General features: G+C 67.8%; 22 protein-coding genes. 8 read left to right on the top strand and 14 right to left on the bottom strand.

The genetic code is table 11. The features are described 5' to 3' along the window. Window positions 1-11: 11 nt before the first annotated feature. From FND50_RS08890 to FND50_RS08855, 8 genes are all read right to left on the bottom strand, one after another. Window positions 12-899 carry a MoxR family ATPase gene (locus FND50_RS08890; protein ID WP_005258486.1) on the bottom strand — a complete coding sequence of 296 codons (888 nt, stop codon included), beginning with the start codon at window positions 897-899 and terminating at the stop codon, window positions 12-14. After that, window positions 896-1,789, bottom strand: a complete 894-nt coding sequence (locus tag FND50_RS08885; protein WP_144285485.1) for an XdhC family protein — start codon at window positions 1,787-1,789, stop codon at window positions 896-898. Before FND50_RS08885 ends, FND50_RS08890 begins: the two co-directional genes overlap by 4 nt. A gap of 29 nt (window positions 1,790-1,818) precedes the next feature. Continuing rightward, window positions 1,819-4,221, bottom strand: a complete 2,403-nt coding sequence (locus tag FND50_RS08880; RefSeq protein WP_144285484.1) for an aerobic carbon-monoxide dehydrogenase large subunit — start codon at window positions 4,219-4,221, stop codon at window positions 1,819-1,821. After that, on the bottom strand, window positions 4,218-4,802 hold the full coding sequence (locus FND50_RS08875) for a (2Fe-2S)-binding protein (protein ID WP_005258492.1): 585 nt from the start codon (window positions 4,800-4,802) through the stop codon (window positions 4,218-4,220). The genes FND50_RS08880 and FND50_RS08875 overlap by 4 nt, the downstream gene beginning before the upstream one ends. Before the next feature lie 2 nt (window positions 4,803-4,804). Then, on the bottom strand, window positions 4,805-5,710 hold the full coding sequence (locus FND50_RS08870) for a xanthine dehydrogenase family protein subunit M (protein WP_005566273.1): 906 nt from the start codon (window positions 5,708-5,710) through the stop codon (window positions 4,805-4,807). A gap of 76 nt (window positions 5,711-5,786) precedes the next feature. Beyond that, window positions 5,787-6,929 carry an XdhC/CoxI family protein gene (locus tag FND50_RS08865; protein ID WP_186301255.1) on the bottom strand — a complete coding sequence of 381 codons (1,143 nt, stop codon included), beginning with the start codon at window positions 6,927-6,929 and terminating at the stop codon, window positions 5,787-5,789. Between the two features lie 51 nt (window positions 6,930-6,980). Continuing rightward, on the bottom strand, window positions 6,981-8,792 hold the full coding sequence (locus FND50_RS08860; protein WP_144285482.1) for a DUF4873 domain-containing protein: 1,812 nt from the start codon (window positions 8,790-8,792) through the stop codon (window positions 6,981-6,983). Beyond that, on the bottom strand, window positions 8,789-9,715 hold the full coding sequence (locus tag FND50_RS08855; RefSeq protein ID WP_144285481.1) for a diiron oxygenase: 927 nt from the start codon (window positions 9,713-9,715) through the stop codon (window positions 8,789-8,791). Before FND50_RS08855 ends, FND50_RS08860 begins: the two co-directional genes overlap by 4 nt. Window positions 9,716-9,840: 125 nt before the next feature. On the opposite strand from FND50_RS08855, the gene FND50_RS08850 reads away from it, so the two are divergent. The 4 genes from FND50_RS08850 to FND50_RS08835 are packed head-to-tail and all read left to right on the top strand — an operon-like array spanning window position 9,841 to window position 11,759. Then, window positions 9,841-10,458 (top strand): TetR/AcrR family transcriptional regulator, encoded by a 618-nt coding sequence (locus FND50_RS08850; protein ID WP_144285480.1) that lies wholly within the window; start codon window positions 9,841-9,843, stop codon window positions 10,456-10,458. Between the two features lie 32 nt (window positions 10,459-10,490). Then, window positions 10,491-10,808 carry a helix-turn-helix transcriptional regulator gene (locus FND50_RS08845; RefSeq protein ID WP_005258499.1) on the top strand — a complete coding sequence of 106 codons (318 nt, stop codon included), beginning with the start codon at window positions 10,491-10,493 and terminating at the stop codon, window positions 10,806-10,808. After that, complete coding sequence (locus FND50_RS08840; RefSeq protein WP_144285479.1) at window positions 10,805-11,368, top strand: SRPBCC family protein; 564 nt, start codon at window positions 10,805-10,807, stop codon at window positions 11,366-11,368. Before FND50_RS08845 ends, FND50_RS08840 begins: the two co-directional genes overlap by 4 nt. Window positions 11,369-11,408: 40 nt before the next feature. Continuing rightward, a complete protein-coding gene (locus FND50_RS08835; protein ID WP_144285478.1) occupies window positions 11,409-11,759 on the top strand; it encodes a VOC family protein in 351 nt (116 codons plus the stop codon). A gap of 6 nt (window positions 11,760-11,765) precedes the next feature. Here the strand turns inward: FND50_RS08835 and FND50_RS08830 are convergent, their stop codons facing one another. From FND50_RS08830 to FND50_RS08820, 3 genes are all read right to left on the bottom strand, one after another. Beyond that, window positions 11,766-12,248 carry a sigma factor-like helix-turn-helix DNA-binding protein gene (locus tag FND50_RS08830; protein WP_144285477.1) on the bottom strand — a complete coding sequence of 161 codons (483 nt, stop codon included), beginning with the start codon at window positions 12,246-12,248 and terminating at the stop codon, window positions 11,766-11,768. 125 nt (window positions 12,249-12,373) lie between these two features. Next, a complete protein-coding gene (gene arfB / locus FND50_RS08825) occupies window positions 12,374-12,835 on the bottom strand; it encodes an alternative ribosome rescue aminoacyl-tRNA hydrolase ArfB (RefSeq protein WP_005258505.1) in 462 nt (153 codons plus the stop codon). Further along, entirely contained in the window at window positions 12,832-13,824 is a 993-nt protein-coding gene (locus FND50_RS08820) for an alpha/beta hydrolase family protein (protein WP_144285476.1), read from the bottom strand. Before FND50_RS08820 ends, arfB begins: the two co-directional genes overlap by 4 nt. A gap of 173 nt (window positions 13,825-13,997) precedes the next feature. On the opposite strand from FND50_RS08820, the gene FND50_RS08815 reads away from it, so the two are divergent. After that, a complete protein-coding gene (locus tag FND50_RS08815; protein WP_144285475.1) occupies window positions 13,998-15,074 on the top strand; it encodes a DUF1524 domain-containing protein in 1,077 nt (358 codons plus the stop codon). 107 nt (window positions 15,075-15,181) lie between these two features. Then, window positions 15,182-15,478, top strand: coding sequence for a response regulator transcription factor (locus tag FND50_RS08810; RefSeq protein ID WP_005574983.1), 297 nt, complete (start codon window positions 15,182-15,184; stop codon window positions 15,476-15,478). Between the two features lie 4 nt (window positions 15,479-15,482). Here the strand turns inward: FND50_RS08810 and FND50_RS08805 are convergent, their stop codons facing one another. After that, window positions 15,483-16,769 carry an alpha-hydroxy-acid oxidizing protein gene (locus FND50_RS08805; RefSeq protein ID WP_144285474.1) on the bottom strand — a complete coding sequence of 429 codons (1,287 nt, stop codon included), beginning with the start codon at window positions 16,767-16,769 and terminating at the stop codon, window positions 15,483-15,485. 110 nt (window positions 16,770-16,879) lie between these two features. Between FND50_RS08805 and FND50_RS08800 the strand changes: the two genes are divergently transcribed. Beyond that, the gene (locus tag FND50_RS08800; protein WP_144285473.1) at window positions 16,880-17,653 is read left to right on the top strand and encodes a VOC family protein; all 774 of its coding nucleotides are present in this window, start codon (window positions 16,880-16,882) and stop codon (window positions 17,651-17,653) included. Between the two features lie 33 nt (window positions 17,654-17,686). On the opposite strand, the gene FND50_RS08795 is transcribed toward FND50_RS08800, so the two are convergent. Further along, entirely contained in the window at window positions 17,687-18,616 is a 930-nt protein-coding gene (locus tag FND50_RS08795; protein ID WP_005258512.1) for an alpha/beta fold hydrolase, read from the bottom strand. 49 nt (window positions 18,617-18,665) lie between these two features. Next, complete coding sequence (locus tag FND50_RS08790; RefSeq protein ID WP_144285472.1) at window positions 18,666-19,283, bottom strand: TetR/AcrR family transcriptional regulator; 618 nt, start codon at window positions 19,281-19,283, stop codon at window positions 18,666-18,668. Window positions 19,284-19,369: 86 nt separating this feature from the next. On the opposite strand from FND50_RS08790, the gene FND50_RS08785 reads away from it, so the two are divergent. Further along, window positions 19,370-20,728: a cytochrome P450 gene (locus FND50_RS08785; protein WP_005574990.1), complete on the top strand. Its 1,359-nt coding sequence runs from the start codon at window positions 19,370-19,372 to the stop codon at window positions 20,726-20,728. Window positions 20,729-20,776 lie beyond the last annotated feature (48 nt).

The raw sequence follows: 20,776 nt of genomic DNA, 5'->3' as shown, positions 1-20,776 counted from the left end.
GCAGTTGCCTCTCATCCGGTGGCCAGGCCGTGCGCGTAGTCGGCGAATGCGTCCTGAACTATTGTGCGGTCGTCCGGGGTCTTCGCGAGGGCACTCAGGCTCTGGATCGCGTCGTCGCGAACCAGATCGGCCACCCCCAGCGCCGCGAGGGCGGACACCCAGTCGATCGTCTCGGCGATTCCGGGCGGCTTGTCGAGATCGAGTTCGCGGGCCCGGCCGACGAAGCGGGTGGCGTGCTCGATGAGGGGCGCCGCCGCCGCGGGCACCGTGCGGCGCACGATGGCGGCGGCCCGCACCGGCTCCGGATAGTCGATCCAGTGGTAGAGGCATCGTCGGCGCAGCGCGTCGTGGAGGTCGCGGCTCCGGTTGGACGTCAGCACGACGACGGGGTGATGTTCGGCCGTGAACGTTCCCAGTTCGGGAACGGTGACCGATGCCTCCCCCAGGAATTCGAGGAGGAGTGCCTCGAACTCGTCGTCGGCTCGGTCTATTTCGTCGATCAGAAGTACGGGCGGGGTCGGTCCCCGATATCGCACACAGTGGAGGATGGGACGTTCCAGCAGGAATTCCTCGGTGAACAGGTCGTCCTCGGTCAGGCCGTCGCCCCGCGATTCGGCCAGCCTGATGGTGAGCAACTGTCGCTGATAGTTCCAGTCGTAGAGGGCCTCGTTCGCGGTGAGGCCCTCGTAGCACTGCAACCGGATCAGCGGGGCGCCGAGGACGGTCGCGAGAGCCTTCGCCGCGGTGGTCTTGCCGACTCCGGGTTCGCCTTCGAGCAGGAGCGGGCGGCGCAGGGCTGCCGCGAGATACAGGGCCGACGCGGTTCCGAAGTCCAGAAGGTAGTCCTCGGCATCGAAGCGCCGGACCACGTCCCCCACGTCCTCGAACGCCTCCGTCATACCGCTCCCGTCTCCCGCGCGAACGAGGTCCGGCAACCCGGGCCGCAGAACCAGAAGTCGGCACCGTCCCGCCGCACGTGGGCGGTATCCGGCCCCACCACGACTCGCATCCCGCACACCGGATCGACCGCCTCGGTCACCGTCGCCCGCGGAGGCAAATCGCCCTCGGGCGCGCGAAGTCCCGCGGTCCGCAGTTCCTGCACCAACTCGGCCGCGATCGACACCGCGATCTCCGCCGACGTCCGCGCCCCGATGTCGAGACCGACGGGGGTGTGTACCCGCAACCGTTCGGACTCGGTGAGACCCAAGGTGTCGAGGATGGCCCCACCGCGTGTTCGGCTGGCGACGAGCCCGACATACCCGATCCCGGCGTCGAGCGCCGCACGGATGACCTCCCCTTCGGGTCCGCCGTGACCGGCGAGCACCACCGCCGTGGTGCCGGAGAACTGCTCGAAACCGGCGTCGTCGTGCTCGACGGTGAATCCCAGCAGTTCCGATATGCCCCCCAACGCCTGCGCGATCGGCGTGGTGCCGAAGATCCTAACCAACGGGGGTGGCAGTTGCGGCTCCAGGAAGATCTCCATGGCACCGCCGGACAGGCACGGATTCACCACGACGGACGCGCCCGGAGTCTCCGGGAATTGCACGGCCCCGTCGGGAAGGACCCGCAACAGCACGCTCTCGTTGGTCGCCAGCGCCCCCAGGGCGGCCGTGCGCACCGAATTCTGCGCGCACTGACCGCCGACGAAACCCTCGATCGTGCCGTCCTGCAGGAGGATCGCCTCATCGCCGGAATGACTGGACGTGGGCGGCTGCACCCGCACCACGGTCGCATGGACGAACGGCCTGCGGTCGCGCGCCAGTTGCGCCGCACGCTCTTTCAGATCCATCGGGCCTCCTCGCAGCCGACGGGCGACAATCAGATCGGGGGTGTCGCGCGGCCCTGCATGGCCTCCCACACCCGGGACGGGGTGAGCGGCATGTCGGCGTGCCGGACACCGAACGGGGCGAGCGCATCCACGACCGCGTTCACCACGGCCGCGGGCGATCCGACCGTCGCGGACTCGCCGATGCCCTTCGCGCCGATCGGGTGATGCGGCGACGGGGTCACGGTGAAACCGGTCTCGAGCTTCGGAACCTCGAGCGCGGTGGGGATCAGGTAATCCATCAATGATCCGCCGAGGCAGTTGCCGTCCTCGTCGAACTCGATGATCTCCATGAGCGCCATACCGATGCCGTCGACGATGCCGCCGTGGACCTGCCCCTCGATGATCATCGGGTTGATGCGGGTGCCGCAGTCGTCGACGGCGAGGAACCGCCGCACCTTCACCACGGCGGTGCCGGGATCGATGTCGACGACGCAGAAGTACGCGCCGTAGGGGTACGTCAGATTCTCGGGGTTGTAACAGATCTGCGCGTCGAGTCCGCCTTCGATGCCCTCCGGCAGGTCGCCGGCGCCGTGTGCCCGCATCGCGATGTCCTGGATGGTCACCTTGGCCGAGGGATCGCCCTTCACATGGAATTCGCCCTTCTCCCATTCCAGATCCGCGACCGAGGCCTCGAGCATGCCCGAGGCGATGATCTTCGCCTTGTCCCGCACCTTGCGGGCCACCAGCGCCGCGGCCGCCCCCGACACCGGTGTCGACCGGCTGCCGTACGTGCCGAGCCCGAACGGCGTGTTGTCGGTGTCGCCGTGCACGACGTCGATGTCGTCCGGTGGGATCCCCAGTTCCTCCGCCACGATCTGCGCGAACGTCGTCTCGTGACCCTGCCCCTGGGTCTGCACCGACAACCGCACGACGGCCTTGCCCGTCGGGTGGACGCGCAGTTCGCAGCCGTCGGCCATGCCCAGGCCCAGGATGTCCATGTCCTTCCGGGGTCCGGCACCGACGGCTTCGGTGAAGAACGAGATGCCGATTCCCATCAGCTCGCCGCGTTCGCGGCGTTCCTTCTGCTCCTCGCGCAACTGCTGGTAGCCGATCATGTCCATGGCCTTGCGCATGGTGGTCTCGTAGTCGCCAGAGTCGTACACCCACCCGGTCTTGCTGGTGTACGGGAACTGTTCCGGCCTCAGCAGATTCTTCAGCCGCAGTTCCGCCGGATCCATCTTCAGATCGAACGCCAGGCAGTCGACGAGCCGCTCGACCAGATACACGGCCTCCGTGATGCGGAACGAGCAGGCGTACGCCACCCCGCCGGGCGCCTTGTTCGTGTAAACCGCCGTCATCGCGCAGTGCGCGGCCTCGATGTCGTAGCTACCGGTGAAGACGCCGAAGAAACCGGCCGGATACTTCACCGGGGCCGCCGTGCCGTTGAACGCACCGTGATCCGCCAATACCTTCGTGCGGATCGCGAGGATCTTGCCCTCGCTGGTCGCCGCGATCTCGCCGACCATGATGTAGTCGCGTGCGAAGCCCGTGCTCATCAGGTTCTCGCTGCGATCCTCCATCCACTTCACCGGTTTGCCCGTCACGAGCGACGCCACGATCGCACACACGTATCCCGGGTAGATCGGGACCTTGTTACCGAATCCGCCGCCGATGTCCGGAGACACCACCCGAATCTTGTGCTCCGGGATCCCGGAGACCAAGGCGTAGATCGTCCGGTGCGCGTGCGGGGCCTGCGACGTGGTGTACAGGGTGAGCTTGCCGGACACCCGGTCGACGTCTGCGATCGCACCGCACGTCTCCATCGGCGCCGGATGCACCCTGGGGTAGACGATCTCCTGCTTCACCACCACGTCCGCCCTCGCGAACACGGCCTCGGTCGCGGCGGCATCGCCTGTCTCCCAGTCGAAGCAGTGATTGTCCGTCTTGCCTTCGAGGTCGTCGCGGATCACCGGCGCATCGGGCGAGAGCGCGGCGCGCGCGTCGACGACGGGATCGAGCATGTCGTATTCGACGTCGATCAGTTCCAGCGCGTCCCGGGCCGAATAGCGGTCCTCGGCGATGACGAACGCCACCTCCTGGCCCTGGAAACGCACCTTGTCGGTGGCCAGCACGGCCTGCACGTCGTTGGACAACGTCGGCATCCAGGCGAGGTTCTTCGCGGCGAGGTCGGCGCCCGTCACCACTGCCGTCACCTTCGGGTGTTCCTGCGCCGCAGTGGTATCGATGCTCACGATCCGCGCGTGCGCGACCGGCGACCGCAGGATCGCCAGGTGCAGCATGCCGGGGAGGGTGATGTCGTCGACGTAATTTCCGAGCCCCCGGATGAAGCGGGGGTCCTCCTTGCGCAACATGCGACCGTGGCCGCAGGGCTTCTTGTCGTTGTCGACGATGTCGGCGCCGCCCGACGGCGGACGGGATTCGACGGTGGTCATGATGCACTTCCGGTGGGTGCGTGTTCCTCGACTGTCATCGGTGCGCCCTCGGCGCCCCGTGTCTTGTCCTCCTGGACCTCCGCGTCGAAGTCGCCGGCGGGTTCCGGCTCGGCGGCCTCGCCCGCCCGATGGTCCGCCGCCCACTGGATCGAGCGCACGATCGTGGTGTACCCGGTGCAGCGGCAGATCTGCCCGGAGATCGCTTCCCGGATCGTGGCCTCGTCCGGGCTCTCCTCCCGGTCGAGCAGTGCCCGCGCCGTCATCATCATGCCGGGGGTGCAGAAACCGCACTGCAGTCCGTGGCACTGCATGAAGCCCTGCTGGACGGGATCGAGTTCGCCGTCGTGTTCGAGGCCCTCGACCGTGCGGACGTCGTGCCCGCTCGCCATCGCGGCGAGCATCGTGCACGACTTGACCGGATCGCCGTCCACGGTGACGACGCACGTGCCGCAGTTGCTGGTGTCGCAGCCCCAATGGGTCCCGGTCAGGCCCAGCTGGTCGCGGAGAAAATGGACCAGCAGCATGCGCGGTTCCACCTCGGCGCTCACTGCCTCGCCGTTGACGGTCATGTTCACCTGCATGGCTATGCCTCTTCTCCGGTCGGCTCGTGCTCCACGTCGCTGCGGAGCACCCGGTCGACCGCTGTACGGAGTGTGCGGATCGTGAGTTCGGATGCGAGATGGCGTTTGTAGTCGACGGTGCCGCGTGCGTCCGCGACGGGCTCGCAGGCCTGCGCGGCCATCCGCCCGGCCTGGGCGAACGCCTCCTCGGACGGGGGACGTCCGGTCAGGTAGTCGGCGACATCCGAGAGTCCGGACGGATCCGGGTTGACCGCGGTCAGGCCGACAGCGGCCCGGGCGATCTCGCCGCCCTCCACCGTGACGGCCGCTCCGGCCGCGGTGACCGCCCAATCTCCGGTCCGCCGTTCGACCTTGGCGTACGCACTGGAGCTGTGACCGTGGACCGGTATCACGATCTCGATGAGCATCTCGTTGTGTGCGAGCGCCGTCTCGTACGGTCCGACGAGGAACTCGGACATCGGGATCTCGCGGCGCCCACCGGGCCCGCGCACCACGCAGGTGGCATCGAGAACAGAGCAGACAGTCGTGAGATCCTCGGCCGGATCCGCCTGGCACAGAGATCCGCCGATGGTCCCGCGGTTGCGGACCACCGGGTCGGCGATCACCTTCTCCGCGTCACGGAAGAGTGGGAACGCCGCCGCGAGCTCGTCCGATTCGAGCAGCCGGCGGTGCCGCGTCATCGCACCGATCCGCAGCCTCGACCGCTCGGTCGTGATGTAGCCGAGTTCGCCCTCGAGGTCGTTGATGTCGATGAGGTACTCGGGATTGGCGAGGCGAAGTTTCATCATGGGGAGCAGGCTGTGGCCGCCTGCGACGAGGCGGGCTTCGTCGCCCAGCCGGTCGAGCAGGGCGATGGCGTCCTCGACGCCCGTGGCACGCTCGTATTCGAAGGATCCTGGTACTTGCATTGTGACCTACCTCACAAACGTGGATGCTCTCAGCCTCCGCAAGAACCGACGGTCCGTCAACCCCGGGTGAACCGCCCTAGTCGACGCAGAAATCGACGGGTTCCTCGTGGTGGATCCGACCGCTCGACTCCGCCAGCGGGCGCCCCGTGCCACCCCACCGGCGGGCGATGATCTCGGCGGCGATGGACACGGCCGTCTCCTCGGGTGTCCGGGCGCCGATGTCCAGGCCGATGGGGCTCGACAGCCGGTCGAGCTCGGTGTCGGTCAGACCGGCCTCGCGCAGGCGTTCGCGCCGGTCCAGGTCCGTTCTGCGTGATCCCATGGCACCGATGTAGGCGACGTCCGGGAGGCGCAGCGCCGTCTCGAGAAGGGGGACGTCGAACTTGGGGTCGTGGGTGAGCACACAGATCACGGTCCGGCCGTCGATCGCCTGGGCCTCGGCCTGGGCAGCGAGATACCGGTGCGGCCAATCCACCACCACCTCGTCGGCCGTCGGGAACCGCGCGTGCGTCGCAAACACCGGACGGGCGTCGCAGACCGTCACCCGGTATCCCATGAAGGCGCCCTGCCGGGCCACCGCGGCAGCGAAGTCAATGGCCCCGAACACGAGCATGCGCGCCCTCGGCGCGTAACTGGCGACGAACACCTCCATGCCCTCGCCGCGACGCTGACCGTCGGTTCCGTACGTCAGGACCGTGCTGCCGCCCGCCGCCAGGAGGCCCCGGGCGTCGTCGGTGACCGCGGAATCGGCCCGGTCCGAGCCGAGCGAACCGCTCACGTGCTCGGGCCGGACGACCAGCCGGCACCCCACCCGAGCCGCATCGGGGTGCGCCACGACGGTGGCCACCGCGACCGGCAGATGGTTCTCGATGTCCCGGGCGATCTCACCGAGCTCCGGAAAATTGTCCCGCGACACGGGCTCGACGAAGATGTCGATGATTCCACCGCAGGTGAGACCCACCTCGAACGCGTTCTCGTCGCTGATCCCGTACCGCTGCAGCACCGGCGTGCCGGACACCGTGACCTCGGACGCGAGTTCGTAAACCGCTCCCTCGACGCACCCGCCGGACACCGAACCGGACGCGCTGCCGTCGGGTGCCACGACCATCGACGCCCCCGGCGGTCGCGGCGCGGAGCGGAACGTGCGGACCACCGTCCCGACACCCGCCGTCCCACCCGCGGTCCACACCGCCATCAGGTCCGCCAGCACGTCGCGCATCAGCACCCTTCCCGCTCGAGTCCGACGTGTGATACACGCTCAGCTACAAGCCTATTCCGCCGAGGCGAGTTTGGCCCGGGAGACGGGAACCTCGACTTCGACCGGCGTCAGCGGGAACGGTGGCGTCCCCACCCCGGAGATCCGGTAGTGGCCCCACGGGTCGCGCTCGGCGAGCGCCGCGGGCACTTCCGGACCGTCCCCGATCGTGAGGAACAACGGGGCGCGGTTGCGCCGTTTCGCCGCGTCGACGCCGTCGCCGACGACGCGGCCGTACCAGTGGTAGAGGCCGTCCAGCGGTTCGATGTGACCGCTCAGGAAGACCTCGACGGCCACCCTCAGGTCGCCGGACGTGAGCACGCCCGGCCCGCGGTACTCGGTGTCGTCCTCGCGCTCGGCGAGCGAACTCAGCTCGAAGTGCCGATCGTCGGGGTTGCGCATGCGCCGCCAGTAGGATGCGCTCGACCCGGGCCACGCCGCCCGATTGTGGCCGGTGGAATCGAGGTACCAGCTGTCGCAACCACCCGAATTCCACACCGAGCGCGCGAGTTTGCGGTGGACCACCCGGTTGAATTCGCGCTGCGCGCCCGCACGCACCTCGATCCGCGTCGCGTCGCGCCTCTTCATCAGCGCCAGGCACCGGGTGACGTAGTGCGCCTGGGCCTCGATGACGAAGACGATCGACTGATTGCCGCCACCGGAGTTCGGCCCCATCATGAGGAAGAAATTCGGGAACCCCGCGACCGCGACACCGAGGTACGCCTCCATGCCGTCGCGCCACGCTCGCTGGATCGTCAGCCCGCGCCGGCCCACGATGCGCTCGTTCTCGAACCGGTCGCCGACGGCGAAACCGGTGCCGTAGACGATGACGTCCGCCTCGTGCATCGTTCCGTCCTCGGTGCGGATCCCGCGCTCGGTGACCTCCGAGATGCCCGAGGTGACCAGATCGACGTTCCCGCGTTGCAGGGCCGGGTAGAAATTGCTGGACACCAGAATCCGCTTGCAGCCGATGGTGTAGTCGGGGGTCAGGGTGGCGCGCAGTTCGGGATCACGCACCTGCCTGCGCAGCAGACCCCGGGCTGCCGACTCCAGCACCGTCATCAGCCGCGGGTGCAGGAACCCGGCGATCAGCGATTCGTGACTCCAGTAGATCGCACCGCGGTAGGCCTTCTGGACTCCGGGAACGGCATTGAACACCGCCTTCTCCCCGGCCGTGATCGGGCGGTCCAACTTCGGCAGGATCCAGTGCGGAGTCCGCTGGAAGACGTCGATGTGCGCAGCCGTCTTCGCGACCTCGGGAACGAACTGCACGGCACTGGCTCCGGTGCCGACGACCGCCACCCGCTTACCGGTCAGGTCGACCGAATGATCCCACTCGGCGGAATGGAATGCCGCACCCGAGAACGACTTCCGCCCGGGAATGTCCGGGACGCTGGGTTTGTGCAGCGGTCCCGGACCGGCGACGACGATCCGCGGCCGGTAGACGGAACCTGACCGGGTCTCCACCCGCCACCGGTCCGTTCTCTCGTCGAACTCGTAGGAGATCACTTCGGAGCCGAACCGGATGTGCGGTGCCAGATCGTGGTCGCGGACCACCCGTTCGATGTAGTCGAGAATCTCGGGTTGCCGCGCGTACATTCGCGTCCATTTCCGGTTGGGCGCGAAGGAGAACGAGTACATCAGCGACATCACGTCGCAACCGCACCCGGGATACGTGTTCTCCCGCCACGTCCCGCCCACCCGATCGGCTTTCTCGAGGACGACGAAGTTCTCCTCCCCCGCCTCCTTCAGCTTGATCGCCATACACAATCCGGCAAATCCGGTGCCGACGACGAGGACGTCCGGCTCGGCGACCCCGGGTGTCACAGGAATCCTCCGCGCCGCCACAGCGCGCGGGACGTCGCTCGCATGAGGCCGTTCTCCTCGAGGAACGCGGCCAGCGACTCGAACCCGCGACGTTGATTCTCGCGAAAGTTCGGATTTGCCAGCGCCTGTCGACGCGCCTCCTTCGGATCCAGTCCGGCCCGCTCGTACATGGCCGGGTTGGTGAACAGCCGCTGGAACAGCGGGCCGCCGATCCCCTGCAGCGTTCCGACCCACAGCCGGTCGATCCGGTGGCCTTCTGCGACGCGGCGACGCACCCCCTCGCGCGCGAGTCGGATGTGCCGGGACTCCTCGGTGACGTGGATCCGCATCAGCCGCGAAATCATCGGCTGCAATTGCGGGTCCTCGAGGACTCGCCGCTGCGTGGCGTCGAAGATCTCCTCACCGATCAGCGCGGCCACCCACAGCATGGTCCCGCGAAACGTCTTGGGCAGCACGTTGACCACGACTGCCTGATGCCACCGGAGCTGGAAGGGCTTGGCGCCCATCTGCTCGATGGCACGCCCGAACATCGTCATGTGCCTGCACTCGTCGCCCATCTCGGTGAGCATGTACCGGGTGTGCAGCGAGCTCGGGTCGTTGTGCAGCAGCGCGCGCAGGAGCGCCTGGTTGAGAATGTTCTCGAACCAGATTCCGACGCTGAGGATGTTCGCCGATTCCTGCCGGGACAGCTCGATGCGCTGCGCCTCGCTCATCCGGTCCCACATCTCGGTTCCCCACAGGGACAGGACCTGCGGCGGCAGGAAGTACTTGCCGTCGTCGAGGGGCGCGTCCCAGTCGATGTCGACGACGGGAGCGTACGAACGCTTGACGGAGCCCGCGAGGAGCCGGCCGGCGACTTCTTCCCGGGCGATCGTGTGTGAACGCTGAGACATCGCTGTTCCCTTCATCGAGCGCGATTCCATCTCGTTGCCGTTTATAGGTAAAACGTAAACCCGGGTGTGACGTAGGTCAATGGTTATCTGTGACTCGAGTTCACATTTGCGGCTTCTGTTTGCACCCACCCCACCCGAACAGCACAATCAGGGCCGTGAGGACGCAGCCGACGACACCGACCCCCGGCGAACTCCGGGAACGGATCCTCGATGCGGCCGAGGAATGCCTGATCGAACTCGGCTACAGCACCCGGCTTCACGCGGTCATCGCCGAGCGGGCAGGACTGTCCCGGCCCACGCTCTACAAATACGTCGGCGATCAGTCCGCCATCCTCGACGCCCTCTTCCAGCGGGAGATCTCGCGATTCTTCGTCGTGCTCGACCCGGTGCTGCGAGGACGGCAGAGCCGCCTCCAGGTGCGATTCGTCGACGCCGTCGTGTTCGCCGTCCAGTACGCCCGCGAACACCAGTTGCTGCAGAAGGGCTTGCGCGACGACCCCGAGGTGGTACTTCCCTGGTTCACGGTCAAAGCGAAGCCGATGATCGAACTCGGGGCGCAACTGCTGACCCCCCATTTCGAGCGCCTGTTCTCTCCCGACCAACTGTCGGGCGTGAGCCCCATCGCCATCTCCGAGTGGGCGTTCCGCATCATCGGTTCGCTCATCATCACGGAGGGGATCATGGACACGTCCGACGAGCGGGCTCTGCGCGAGTTCGTCCGATCCCTGCTGTCGATCGCGTTCATACCACAACCGGACGTTCATATTCCTTGACGCGTATATACGCGTAGGAGCATACTCGGACCATGGCACCGGACGTGTTCACCGTGGTCGCCGAACCGCAGAGGCGCAGGATCCTCGAACAGCTACGGGCCGGTCACGCCAGTGTCGGCGAACTCGTCGACCAGCTCGCACTGCCCCAGCCGACCGTGTCCAAACACCTGCGGGTGCTGCGACAGGCCGGATTCGTCACCTGCCGCACCGCGGCCCAGCAACGCATCTACAGCCTGCACCGCGAACCGTTCGACGAGTTCGACGCGTGGCTGCAGCCCTACCGCCGGCTGTGGACGCATCACCTCGATGCCCTGGAGCGGCACCTCGATTCGAAGGAGACCCCGTCATGACCGAGTCAGACGCACGACGCGACTACCGCCCCGGCCCACTGCGGCACGTCGAAGCACGACCCGACGGCACCCGATGGGCCCTCACCTTCGTTCGCGAGTTCACCCACTCGCCGTCGGCGCTGTGGACCGCGCTCACCGACCCCGGCGAACTTCCGCTGTGGGCGCCGTACACCGCGGACCGGAACCTCGGAACTGTCGGTCCCGCGACCCTGATCATGGTCGACGGGCAGAATCGCACCGAACTCGACGGCACCGTCACCCGGGCCGACTCACCTCACGTCCTCGAACACGCCTGGGGCGACGACGTCCTGCTCTGGACGATCGACGAAACCGACGCCGGCACGCGACTGATCCTGCGCCACACGGTCGACGACCAGCACACCGCGGCGATGACGGCCGCCGGGTGGCACATGTGCCTCGACGTCGCCGACGCCCTGCTCGACGGCAATCCGATCGGACCGATCGTCGGTGCCGAGGCGATGAACTACGGCTGGCGCGAACTCAACGAGCAGTACTCCGAACGCCTCGGCGTCGAACCGGTCGATCCGACGCTGCAGTGAATCCGTGACGCGCGCCGACCGCTCGCCGTACCGTTGACGCATGGGACTGCAATGGGAAGCCGTGGTGGTCAACGCTCTCGATCCGACAGCCCTGGGACGCTGGTGGGCCGAGGCCCTGGGCTGGGGCGCCGTGACCGACTCCGACGGCGACGTCCACATCCGGCCCCGGGCCGACAGCCACCCGGAAATCCTGTTCGTGACCGTTCCGGATCGGAAGCGAATTCCGAATCGGCTGCATCTCGACTTCCGGCCCGACGATCAACAGGCCGAGGTCGCGCGGCTTCTCGGGCTCGGCGCCCGGCACGCGGATGTCGGTCAGGGCGAGCAGAGTTGGGTGGTGCTTGCCGATCCCGAGGACAACGAGTTCTGCGTCCTGTCCGGCCGGCGCTGACACCGGTCAGGCCACCTTCGCCCGCAGGGTCCGCAGCGCCTCGTGCTGCACGACGAGGACCCGGCCCACCGGGAGGCCGAGGAGGCCCGCGGTGTCGTGCACGGACAGCCCGTCGATGACCCGCAGCAGAACAATCTCCCGGGCCGTGGCGTCGAGATGGTGCAGCAGTCCGGCCACTTCCGCCGGAACGTCGGGACTTCCGGCCGGGCCGCCGTGCACCTCCGAAACGGTCCGGCTCACGACGCGATACACCTCGCGGACAGGATGGTCACTGCGAGCGAGAGCCGGAAGTCCGCGCGCGACCGCGAGCAGCGCTTCGTGCGCTACCTCGTCCGCCGGCCGCGTGATCTGCGTGGAATTCCCCACGCGGGTACGGCAATAGCGCACTACCTGCGGCCACAGCGTCGTCATCACTCGCTCGACCGCCTCGCGATCCCCCGCCGCGGCGGCCGTCGCTGCCGAATGTAATTCCTCGTCAAGCACACTCATGTTGCCCTCGATCCCCCGACCTCGCCGCCTCCGGTCATCCGTCACGGCGCTTCCGTACTCATCTTCCGGCACACCAGGGGTCAACACATCCGGGAGATTCCCCATTTCCCGGTGCGTGAAACCACCTACATGTCCGGCTTCCTCCGCAGGTTCTTGGTCTGGCCGCGTTGCTTCTTGGCGTCGAGTCTTCGTCGGTGCGAACCCTTGGTCGCCTTGGTCGGACGCCGGGTGCGGGTTTCGGCGAGGACCGCCGCGCGCAACAACGCTGCCATCCGGGCCCGCGCCGCGCGCCGATTGCGCAGCTGCGAACGGGTTTCGGACGCCGTCACGGTGACCACCCCGTCAATGAGCCTGTGCCCCAGAGCAACCTGCATGCGTTCGAGCTGGGACGGCGACAGCGTCGACAACGTCCACAGGTTCACCCGCAACTCCACCCGCGAGTCCGTGGTGTTGACTCCCTGACCGCCGGGACCGCCGGCGCGGGAGAACCGCCACTGCAACTCGGCGGCCGGAACGACGAGCGACCGCGTGATCTCGAGGTCGTCGGTGACCTCGCCACCGGGAAACACCGGAGGAACGTCGCTCACACTCCCAGCGCCCGGGCCAGCACCGACCAGGAATCGTGCAGGTCGTCCTGCCAGTACCCCCACGAGTGTGTACCCGAGTTACGGAAACTCGCGGTTGCAGGTATTCCCAGTTCCCCCAGGCGATCCGTGAACCGATGGGTGCAGTAGTTGGTCACCGCTTCGATGGGACCGCCCGCGTAGATCTGACGCGCGAGCGTAGCGACGTTCCCGTCGATCCCGGGGCCGTCCAGGGTCTCGTGGCGCCCCGGCAGACCGTTGCCGTTGGAGAGGAACAGTTCCGTTCCGCGCAGTTCGGCGGCGTGGACGTAGGGATCGTTCGCCGCCCACGCCGGATCGTCCGCCTCGCCGTACATGTTGGCCGGGTTGCCGTAGCCGTAGTTGTCCATGGTGATCTTGATGAAGAGCTGACCGAGCGGATCACTGGTCAGAGCGCAACCGCTGTAGGCGGCCACGCCACGGAACAAGCCGGGGGCGGCGATCGCCAACTGCAGAGCGGCAGTACCCACCCGTGACATGCCGGCGAGCGCGTTGACTCCGTTGGTGCCGAGGGCCGCATCGACGACCGGCGGAAGTTCCTGAGTCATAAAGGTCTTCCACTTGTTCACCCCCATCACCGGGTCGGGGCTCTTCCAGTCCGTCCAATACGCGTTCTCGCCGCCGGAAGGGCTGACGACGTTCACGTTCTGGTCGGCCAGGAACTCTTCGACGTCGGTCTTCTCCCGACGGACCTGACCGTCGAGGAAGTACAGCGTCGGCCTCGGCACGCTCGTGTCGGCGGGGCGCTGCACGTACACCGGAACGACCCGCTGCATCGACGCCGAGAAGACGTGCAACGTCAGGTGTCTCGGATCGATCACGGTGACGTGATCGAGCGTCGACCCGTTCGGCGCCACCGCGGAACCGAGCGCCTGACCGGTGTCGCCGATCGGATCGGCGGCCGCCGCACCGGTGCCACCGAGGCAGAGAGAGACCACGGTCACGGCCGTCACGGCCGCTGTTCGCAATTTCCCCCGAACGATCTGTCGTGTCACGACCGACTACCGCCCTCCACCCGCACGAATTCCGGTCCCGGGCATGCTAACAGTTCCCGCGATGCCGAGTAACGGAAGAGCCCTTCCGCGCGATGAACATCCGACCCCCCCACGTTCATTGAAGGACCGGCATGACGCTTCCCCCGCCCTCATCACCTGCCACTCCCAAGAAGTGGCCCTGGATCACCGGCGGGATCGTCGTAGTCGTGGCCGCGGTCTCGTTCCTCAGCCCCGGACAGGACGACCAATCGGCCCAGGCCACAGCGGTATCCGCGTCCGTGACGCCCACGGTCGCCGATTCGACGACCCCGCGTGCCGCGTCGAGTTCGTCGACACCGGTGCCGGTTTCGTCTGCGCTCGCCCTCTCGCCGGTCGCACCCGCCACACACGGCGGTGCCGACGCGACCGCCGCGCTGCAGCAACTCGCCGAACTCGAGATCAAGGGGCGCGCACCGAAGACCGGCTACGACCGGGATCTCTTCGGCCAGGCGTGGACCGACGACGTCACGGTCGAGGGCGGCCACAACGGGTGCGACACGCGGAACGACATCCTCGGGCGCGACCTCGAACAGATCGTGTTCAAGCCGGGCACCCGCGACTGCGCGGTACAGACCGGAACGCTGCGCGACCCGTACACGGGCAATACCATCGCCTTCGTCCGCGGTGAGGGCACGTCGAATGCCGTACAGATCGATCACGTCGTCGCGCTGTCCGACGCCTGGCAGAAGGGGGCGCAGCAGCTCGACACCGTGACCCGCGTGAACTTCGCCAACGATCCGCGGAACCTGAAAGCTGTCGACGGCCCCACCAACCAGCAGAAATCGGATGGCGATGCCGCAACCTGGCTGCCCCCGAACAAGGGCTACCGGTGCACCTACGTGGCCGATCAGGTGGAGGTGAAGGCCGCGTACGGGCTGTGGGTGACCCAGGCCGAGCACGATGCGATCGCCCGGGTTCTCCAGGACTGCGGGGCCGCGACGCCTGCCGTCGCGCCCGCTCCGAGCACCGTCACGGCCCCGGAAGCGGTCCCAGCACCAGCACCCGCGCCCGCACCCGTCCCGTTCGTCGACACGGCACCGCCGAGCGACGTCTACTACAAGAACTGTTCGGCCGCCAAGGCGGCCGGTGCCGCGCCGGTCCACCTGGGCGAGCCGGGCTACGGCACCCACCTCGATCGCGACGGCGACGGCGTCGGCTGTGAGAGCTGATCCGGGCCTGGCGCGACACACGCCGCCGTCACCAGTTAACCTGAATTGCCTGCAGGGACGTCGGGTACCTGTAGCGCTTTCGTACATGTCAGAAAGATGAGATCGGCATGACCACTGCACCCGACGCACTCGGGCACCCCCCACATACGGACGAACCGGCAGTCGCCCGCACGTATCCGAAGCCGGCGTTGTCGGCGCGCGAAATCGAGGTTCTCCGCCACTGGTTGCGCGGCGACTCCAAGCTCGCCGTCGCCGCCGACCTCCACATCGCGCTCGGAACGGTCAACACGCACCTGACCCGCATCCGCGAGAAGTACGCGCTGGTCGGACGTGACGCGTCCACCAAGACGGCGCTGCTGGTGCGGGCCCTTCAGGACGGGATCATCACGATCGCCGAACTCTGACTGCCTACGCCCTGCGCAGGGCGTCCCGGTCGATCTCGGTCACCGACGTCAGGCCACTGAGCCCCATCGTGAGGTCGAACTCGGCGATCACGTTGGCCGTGGCGTCCCGCGCACCGGCCTGACCTGCGAGGGCCAGGCCGTACAGGTGGGGCCGACCGAGCGTCACCGCGTCCGCACCCAGCGCGAGGGCCTTGAAGACATCGGCTCCCGTGCGGATTCCGCTGTCGAGGAGCAGCGTCAGCCTGCCGTCCACGACGGGCGCGATGTCCACGAGCGCGTCCAGCGACGACACGCTGCCGTCCACCTGCCGCCCACCGTGATTCGACACGACGATGCCGTCGACCCCGGCATCGAGCGCGCGCCTGGCGTCGTCCGGGTGCAGTACGCCCTTGAGGAGGACCGGCAGCGACGTCCTGCTCCGGAGGGTCTCGATATCGGCCCAGCTCAACGACGGCCGGGAGTAGATGTCGAGAAACGTCTCCACGGCGGCCCGCGGTTCCGGCGACCGCAGGTTGTCGAGGAAGCGGCCCGGGAAGCGCCGAGTCATCGACACCAGTGACCGGATCGCGCCGAGCGTCACCTCGACGTCCGCCTTGCCGGCGGCAGCCTTGATCCGCTCGTGCACGATCCGGCGGAACACCGGATCGGACGTGTACTGCGCGATCCCCTGGCCCTGCGCGAAGGGCAGCGAGCCGAGGTTGAGGTCTTCCGGGCGCCAGCCGAGCATGGTCGTGTCGAGGGTGACGACGACGGCGTCCGCACGAATGTTCTCGGCGCGCTGGAGCAGGCTGTCGACGAGATCGTCGTCGGTGCTCCAGTACAACTGGAACCACCGGGGCGCGTCGCCCATCGCCGCGGCGCTCTCCTCCATCGGTGCGCAGCCCTGGTTGGAGAAGATGTACGGCACACCCAGTTCGGCGGCAGCAGCGGCGATCGCCACATCCGCCTCGGGGCTGGCCAGTTCGGCGGCCCCCACCGGGGCGAGCAGGACCGGGGCCGGAATCCTGCGCCCGAACAACTCGACGCCGATGTCGCGCTTCGAGACGTCGCGCAGCACCCGGGGAACGATCTGCCACTTGTCGAACGCGTCGCGGTTGGCCTGCATCGTGCGACCCAGCCCCGCGCCGCCGTGGACGTACGCCCACCCCTTCGCGCTCATCTTCCTCCGCGCGCGTCGCTCCAGAGTGTCGAAATCGGTGGGAACGGAGGGTGTGCGGCCGAGGACGCCGTCGCGGTAGATCAGATTCTGGCGGGCCCGGCCCGGGCTGTCCTGGTTCTCGCTCGCAGACATGCGCCGAGTCTTCCACAGCGCGTCGCGAACCGAGGCAGGTCGTGGGGACGCGTAGGTTTGTGACCGGCACCATACCTCGCGGTGCCCCGACCATGCCCTAGGAGACCGCGATGCCCGACCGCCCGTCCCTCACCGGCGCTCCCTGCTGGATCGATCTCACCAGTTCCGACCCCCAACAGGTCATTCCGTTCTACACCGGGCTGTTCGGGTGGAGGTCCGACACCAACGAGGATCCGCAGTACGGCGGGTACTCCATCTTCAGCAAGAACGGCAAACCCATTGCGGGCCTTGGTCCGCAACAACAGGGCAACCCGTACGGCAACGTGTGGACCACCTACATCGCGTCCGAGGACGCGGAGGCGACCGCCGCGAAGGCGGCCGAGGTGGGCGGGCAGGTGATGATGCCCGCGATGACCGTGGGCGACCAGGGCACGATGGCCATCCTCGGCGATCCCGCCGGCGCCGTCATCGGCGTGTGGCAGGCCGATCGACACGGCGGCTTCGGTCTCGTGGACGAACCCGGCGCGCCCGTCTGGCACGAAACGCTGTCGCGGAACTACGCGGCGGCGCTCTCCTTCTACGCGGACGTCTTCGGCTGGACCTATCGAGCTCTCGGCGACACGGACGAATTCCGGTACTCGCAGGCCGACCTCGGCGACCGCACGGTGGCCGGAGTCATGGACGCCGACTCGTTCCTGCCCGAAGGCGTCCCCTCGTTCTGGCAGTTCTACATCGGCGTCGACGACACGGACGCGGCGGTCGCGAAGGTGACCGAACTGGGCGGCAGCGTCCGGCGCGAACCGGAGGACACACCGTTCGGGCGGCTCGCGTCCGTCGCCGACCCCCTCGGCGCCACGTTCCAGATCACGACCCTACAGTCCTGACCCGGAGACGGTGGCGTGCAGACCGCGCCACCGTCACACCGGGCCGAACGGCGCCTGTGCCTCCTTGGCGTCCCAGATGTCGAGGAGCGAGCGGAGAATCTCCTCGGACATGCCCAGGCCCCCGAGATGGCTTTCCCCGTGCATCGTGTGGAACTCGGCGTCGGGAAGAAGCGACACCATGTGCTGCCCGTGCCGGAGCGGAATGATGTGGTCGCAGTCTCCGTGCCACCACCGCACCGGGGTCTTCACCGCGTTCACCCGGAATCCCCAGTCCCGCGCGAACAGGACGAGGTCGGCGAACGGTGCACTGAGCTGCTTACGGCCGCCGTTGAGCAGATCGTCGAGGAACATCGCCTTGAACTCCGGCCGCGCGAGCAGACGACGGTCGCCCTCCGGCGACAGCCGCCCGTACAGGTCGATGATCGGCGACGCGAACGGCCTCGCCAGCCTGATCACGGAACTCGCCGCCAACCCGACGGGGACACCGCCCGCCGAGAGCACGGGAGCCGCCAGGACGGCGAGATCCATCAGCCCGCTGCGGATCGCGTCGGGACCCTTCGTCGGCGCGACACCCCCGAGGATGCCGGTCGCGACCACGCGGTCGGGCATCGCGTACGCCGCGGCCAGCGTGTAGGGGCCGCCTCCGGACAGGCCGACCACGGCCATCTGATCGATGCCCAGCGTGTCGGCGACCGTGCGCAGGTCTTCGGCGAAGTCGATCACGGCGCCGTACCGGTGCGGCGTCGACGACCCGACCCCCGGCCGGTCGATTCCGATCAGCCGGACGTGCTCGCGTTCGGCGAACGCGCGCGCTTCCATCGGCACCTGCCGCCGCGCTCCGGGCGTGCCGTGCAGCCAGAACACCGCCCTGCCCTGTGCCGAACCGAACTCCGCGAAGCCGAGCCGACGCCCCTCGCCTACCGCGACCGTGCCCTCCAACTGCGGGCGTGCGATATCCACCATGCCCACAGCTTCGCACGTGACACCCGTCACGTTTCCGCCCGGGACCCGCTCAGCGGTGTGCGGTGGATGTGAACTGGTAGGTCGCGGCATCGACGATCTCCTCGGGAGACACCTCGATCTCGCCGTTCAGCCACGCCGTCATGAGCTCCGCGAGCCCACCCACGAACAGCAGCGCGGTGATCTCGTCCTGCGGCGACGACCACGCCCGGTCGCCGTAGAGTTCCTTCGATTCCTCCGCGACCAGCAGGGCGAACGCCCGCAACAATTCACGCCGACGCGTCCGCAGCGGTTCGGCGCCCGCCGATTCGATGATCGACACCCGCCCTTTCCGCGGGTCCGCCGTCAGGATCTCGACGAACGTCGAGATCGCGGCCCGCGCCCGCACCTCGGGGTCGCCGGTCACGGTCTGGAGGGTGACCCGCGTCGCCTCCGCGATCTCCGCGGCAATGCCCTCGATCACCTGCACCAGCAGGTCGTCCCGGCCGTGGAAGCTCTCGTAGAAATAGCGTTCCGTCAGTTTCGCCTCGGCGCAGATCGCGGTCATGGTCGCCTTCTCGCCGCCGACGGTGCCGAACACCTGCAGTCCCGCCTCTAGCAGTCGCGCGCGACGGTCCGCGGCGCGTTCCTCCGAACTTCGACCGCGGTACTGGCGCGCCGGCTGACTCATGACTCGATGTTGACAGACCCGCAGGTGTGACGCACACTACACACATCTGACAGAGGGTTCTGTCACATACGCCACGAGGAGGGCCGATGCCCAAAGTTCTCGCTGCTCCCCCACCGCAAAGCACCTTGCAACCCATCTCGGGCAATGCCGGATTCCCCGTCATCGGACACTCGCTGGACTATTTCCGCGACCCGATGGGACTGCTGCAGAGTCGCTGGGATCGCTACGGCCCCGTGTCGTGGCTGAGCATGGCCGGCAAGCGGTGGGTCACCGTGCTCGGACCGGACGGCTGCCAGACGGTGCTGCAGAACAAGGACCGAGCCTTCGTCAACAGCGACGGGTGGAGCGTGCTGATCGGGCCGTTCTTCCACCGCGGGCTGATGCTCCTCGACGGCGACGAACACCTCGCCCACCGGCGAATCATGCAGCAGGCCTTCACCCGGGACCGGCTGTCGCGCTATACCGAGGCACTCCATCCGGCCGTCGAGGAGGGGCTCGACGGCTGGCAGCCCACCCCGGGCTTCGCCGCGTACCCCGCGCTCAAGGAGCTGACACTCGATCTCGCCACGAGCATCTTCATGGGTGGCGCCGAGGGGTCGACGCCCCGGGAGATGGCCGAGATCAACAAGGCGTTCATCGACAGCGTGCAGGCCGCCACGTCGGTGGTGCGGTATCCCCTGCCCGGAACGCGGTGGAAGCGCGGCATCGACGGGCGCGCACGACTCGAGGAGTTCTTCCGCCGCTACCTGCCCGCGCGGCGAGCGGGTGCCGGCGACGACCTGTTCTCCGCGCTGTGCCACATCGAATCCGAAGACGGGCAACGGTTCAGCGACGACGACGTCGTCAACCACATGATCTTCCTGCTGATGGCGGCGCACGACACATCCACCATCACGCTGTCGACGATGATGCAGTACCTCGGTCAGCACCCCGACTGGCAGGAGCGGTGCAGGCGGCAGTCGGCGGCACTGGGCACGTCCACCCCGACCTACGGTCAACTCGACGAACTGACCGACCTCGACCTCGTCATGAAGGAATGCCTGCGCCTCGTTCCGCCGGTCCCGGTGGTCGCCCGTCGCGCGGTCGCGGACACCGAGGTGCTCGGCCACTACATCCCCCGGGGCACGTACATGTCGGTGGTCGTGCACTTCACCCATCACATGCCCGAGTACTGGCCCGATCCGGAGAGGTTCGACCCCGAACGGTTCGCACCCGAACGCCGCGAGGACAAGGTTCACCGGTTCGCGTGGGAGCCGTTCGGCGGCGGCGTGCACAAATGCCTGGGGATGCACTTCGCGGGAGCCGAAATCAAGACGGTCATGCATCACCTGCTGCGGCGATTCGACTGGCAGGTGAGCCCCGGCTACGTCGCCCCGCTCAACTACACCTCGCTGCCGTTTCCCTCCGACGGCCAGCCCGTGGACCTGTACCACCGCGTCGGCTGAGCCGACTCTCCGTATTGCAGGCTGAGCCGATATCCCAAGTGCAGCCTG

Origin of the sequence: Rhodococcus sp. WB9, from assembly GCF_007558985.1 — a bacterium.
Taxonomy (GTDB): domain Bacteria; phylum Actinomycetota; class Actinomycetes; order Mycobacteriales; family Mycobacteriaceae; genus Rhodococcus_F; species Rhodococcus_F opacus.
The sequence above is the reverse complement of the archived record's forward strand: the minus strand, read 5'-3'. Positions and strand labels throughout refer to the sequence as shown.

Coding starts and splice junctions, on each gene's coding strand:
- FND50_RS08890 (WP_005258486.1), bottom strand. CDS start 899: ATGACGGAGGCGTTCGAGGACGTGGGGGACGTGGTCCGGCGCTTCGAT.
- FND50_RS08885 (WP_144285485.1), bottom strand. CDS start 1,789: ATGGATCTGAAAGAGCGTGCGGCGCAACTGGCGCGCGACCGCAGGCCG.
- FND50_RS08880 (WP_144285484.1), bottom strand. CDS start 4,221: ATGACCACCGTCGAATCCCGTCCGCCGTCGGGCGGCGCCGACATCGTC.
- FND50_RS08875 (WP_005258492.1), bottom strand. CDS start 4,802: ATGCAGGTGAACATGACCGTCAACGGCGAGGCAGTGAGCGCCGAGGTG.
- FND50_RS08870 (WP_005566273.1), bottom strand. CDS start 5,710: ATGCAAGTACCAGGATCCTTCGAATACGAGCGTGCCACGGGCGTCGAG.
- FND50_RS08865 (WP_186301255.1), bottom strand. CDS start 6,929: ATGCGCGACGTGCTGGCGGACCTGATGGCGGTGTGGACCGCGGGTGGG.
- FND50_RS08855 (WP_144285481.1), bottom strand. CDS start 9,715: ATGGAATCGCGCTCGATGAAGGGAACAGCGATGTCTCAGCGTTCACAC.
- FND50_RS08845 (WP_005258499.1), top strand. CDS start 10,491: ATGGCACCGGACGTGTTCACCGTGGTCGCCGAACCGCAGAGGCGCAGG.
- FND50_RS08840 (WP_144285479.1), top strand. CDS start 10,805: ATGACCGAGTCAGACGCACGACGCGACTACCGCCCCGGCCCACTGCGG.
- FND50_RS08835 (WP_144285478.1), top strand. CDS start 11,409: ATGGGACTGCAATGGGAAGCCGTGGTGGTCAACGCTCTCGATCCGACA.
- FND50_RS08830 (WP_144285477.1), bottom strand. CDS start 12,248: ATGAGTGTGCTTGACGAGGAATTACATTCGGCAGCGACGGCCGCCGCG.
- FND50_RS08815 (WP_144285475.1), top strand. CDS start 13,998: ATGACGCTTCCCCCGCCCTCATCACCTGCCACTCCCAAGAAGTGGCCC.
- FND50_RS08810 (WP_005574983.1), top strand. CDS start 15,182: ATGACCACTGCACCCGACGCACTCGGGCACCCCCCACATACGGACGAA.
- FND50_RS08805 (WP_144285474.1), bottom strand. CDS start 16,769: ATGTCTGCGAGCGAGAACCAGGACAGCCCGGGCCGGGCCCGCCAGAAT.
- FND50_RS08800 (WP_144285473.1), top strand. CDS start 16,880: ATGCCCGACCGCCCGTCCCTCACCGGCGCTCCCTGCTGGATCGATCTC.
- FND50_RS08795 (WP_005258512.1), bottom strand. CDS start 18,616: ATGGTGGATATCGCACGCCCGCAGTTGGAGGGCACGGTCGCGGTAGGC.
- FND50_RS08790 (WP_144285472.1), bottom strand. CDS start 19,283: ATGAGTCAGCCGGCGCGCCAGTACCGCGGTCGAAGTTCGGAGGAACGC.
- FND50_RS08785 (WP_005574990.1), top strand. CDS start 19,370: ATGCCCAAAGTTCTCGCTGCTCCCCCACCGCAAAGCACCTTGCAACCC.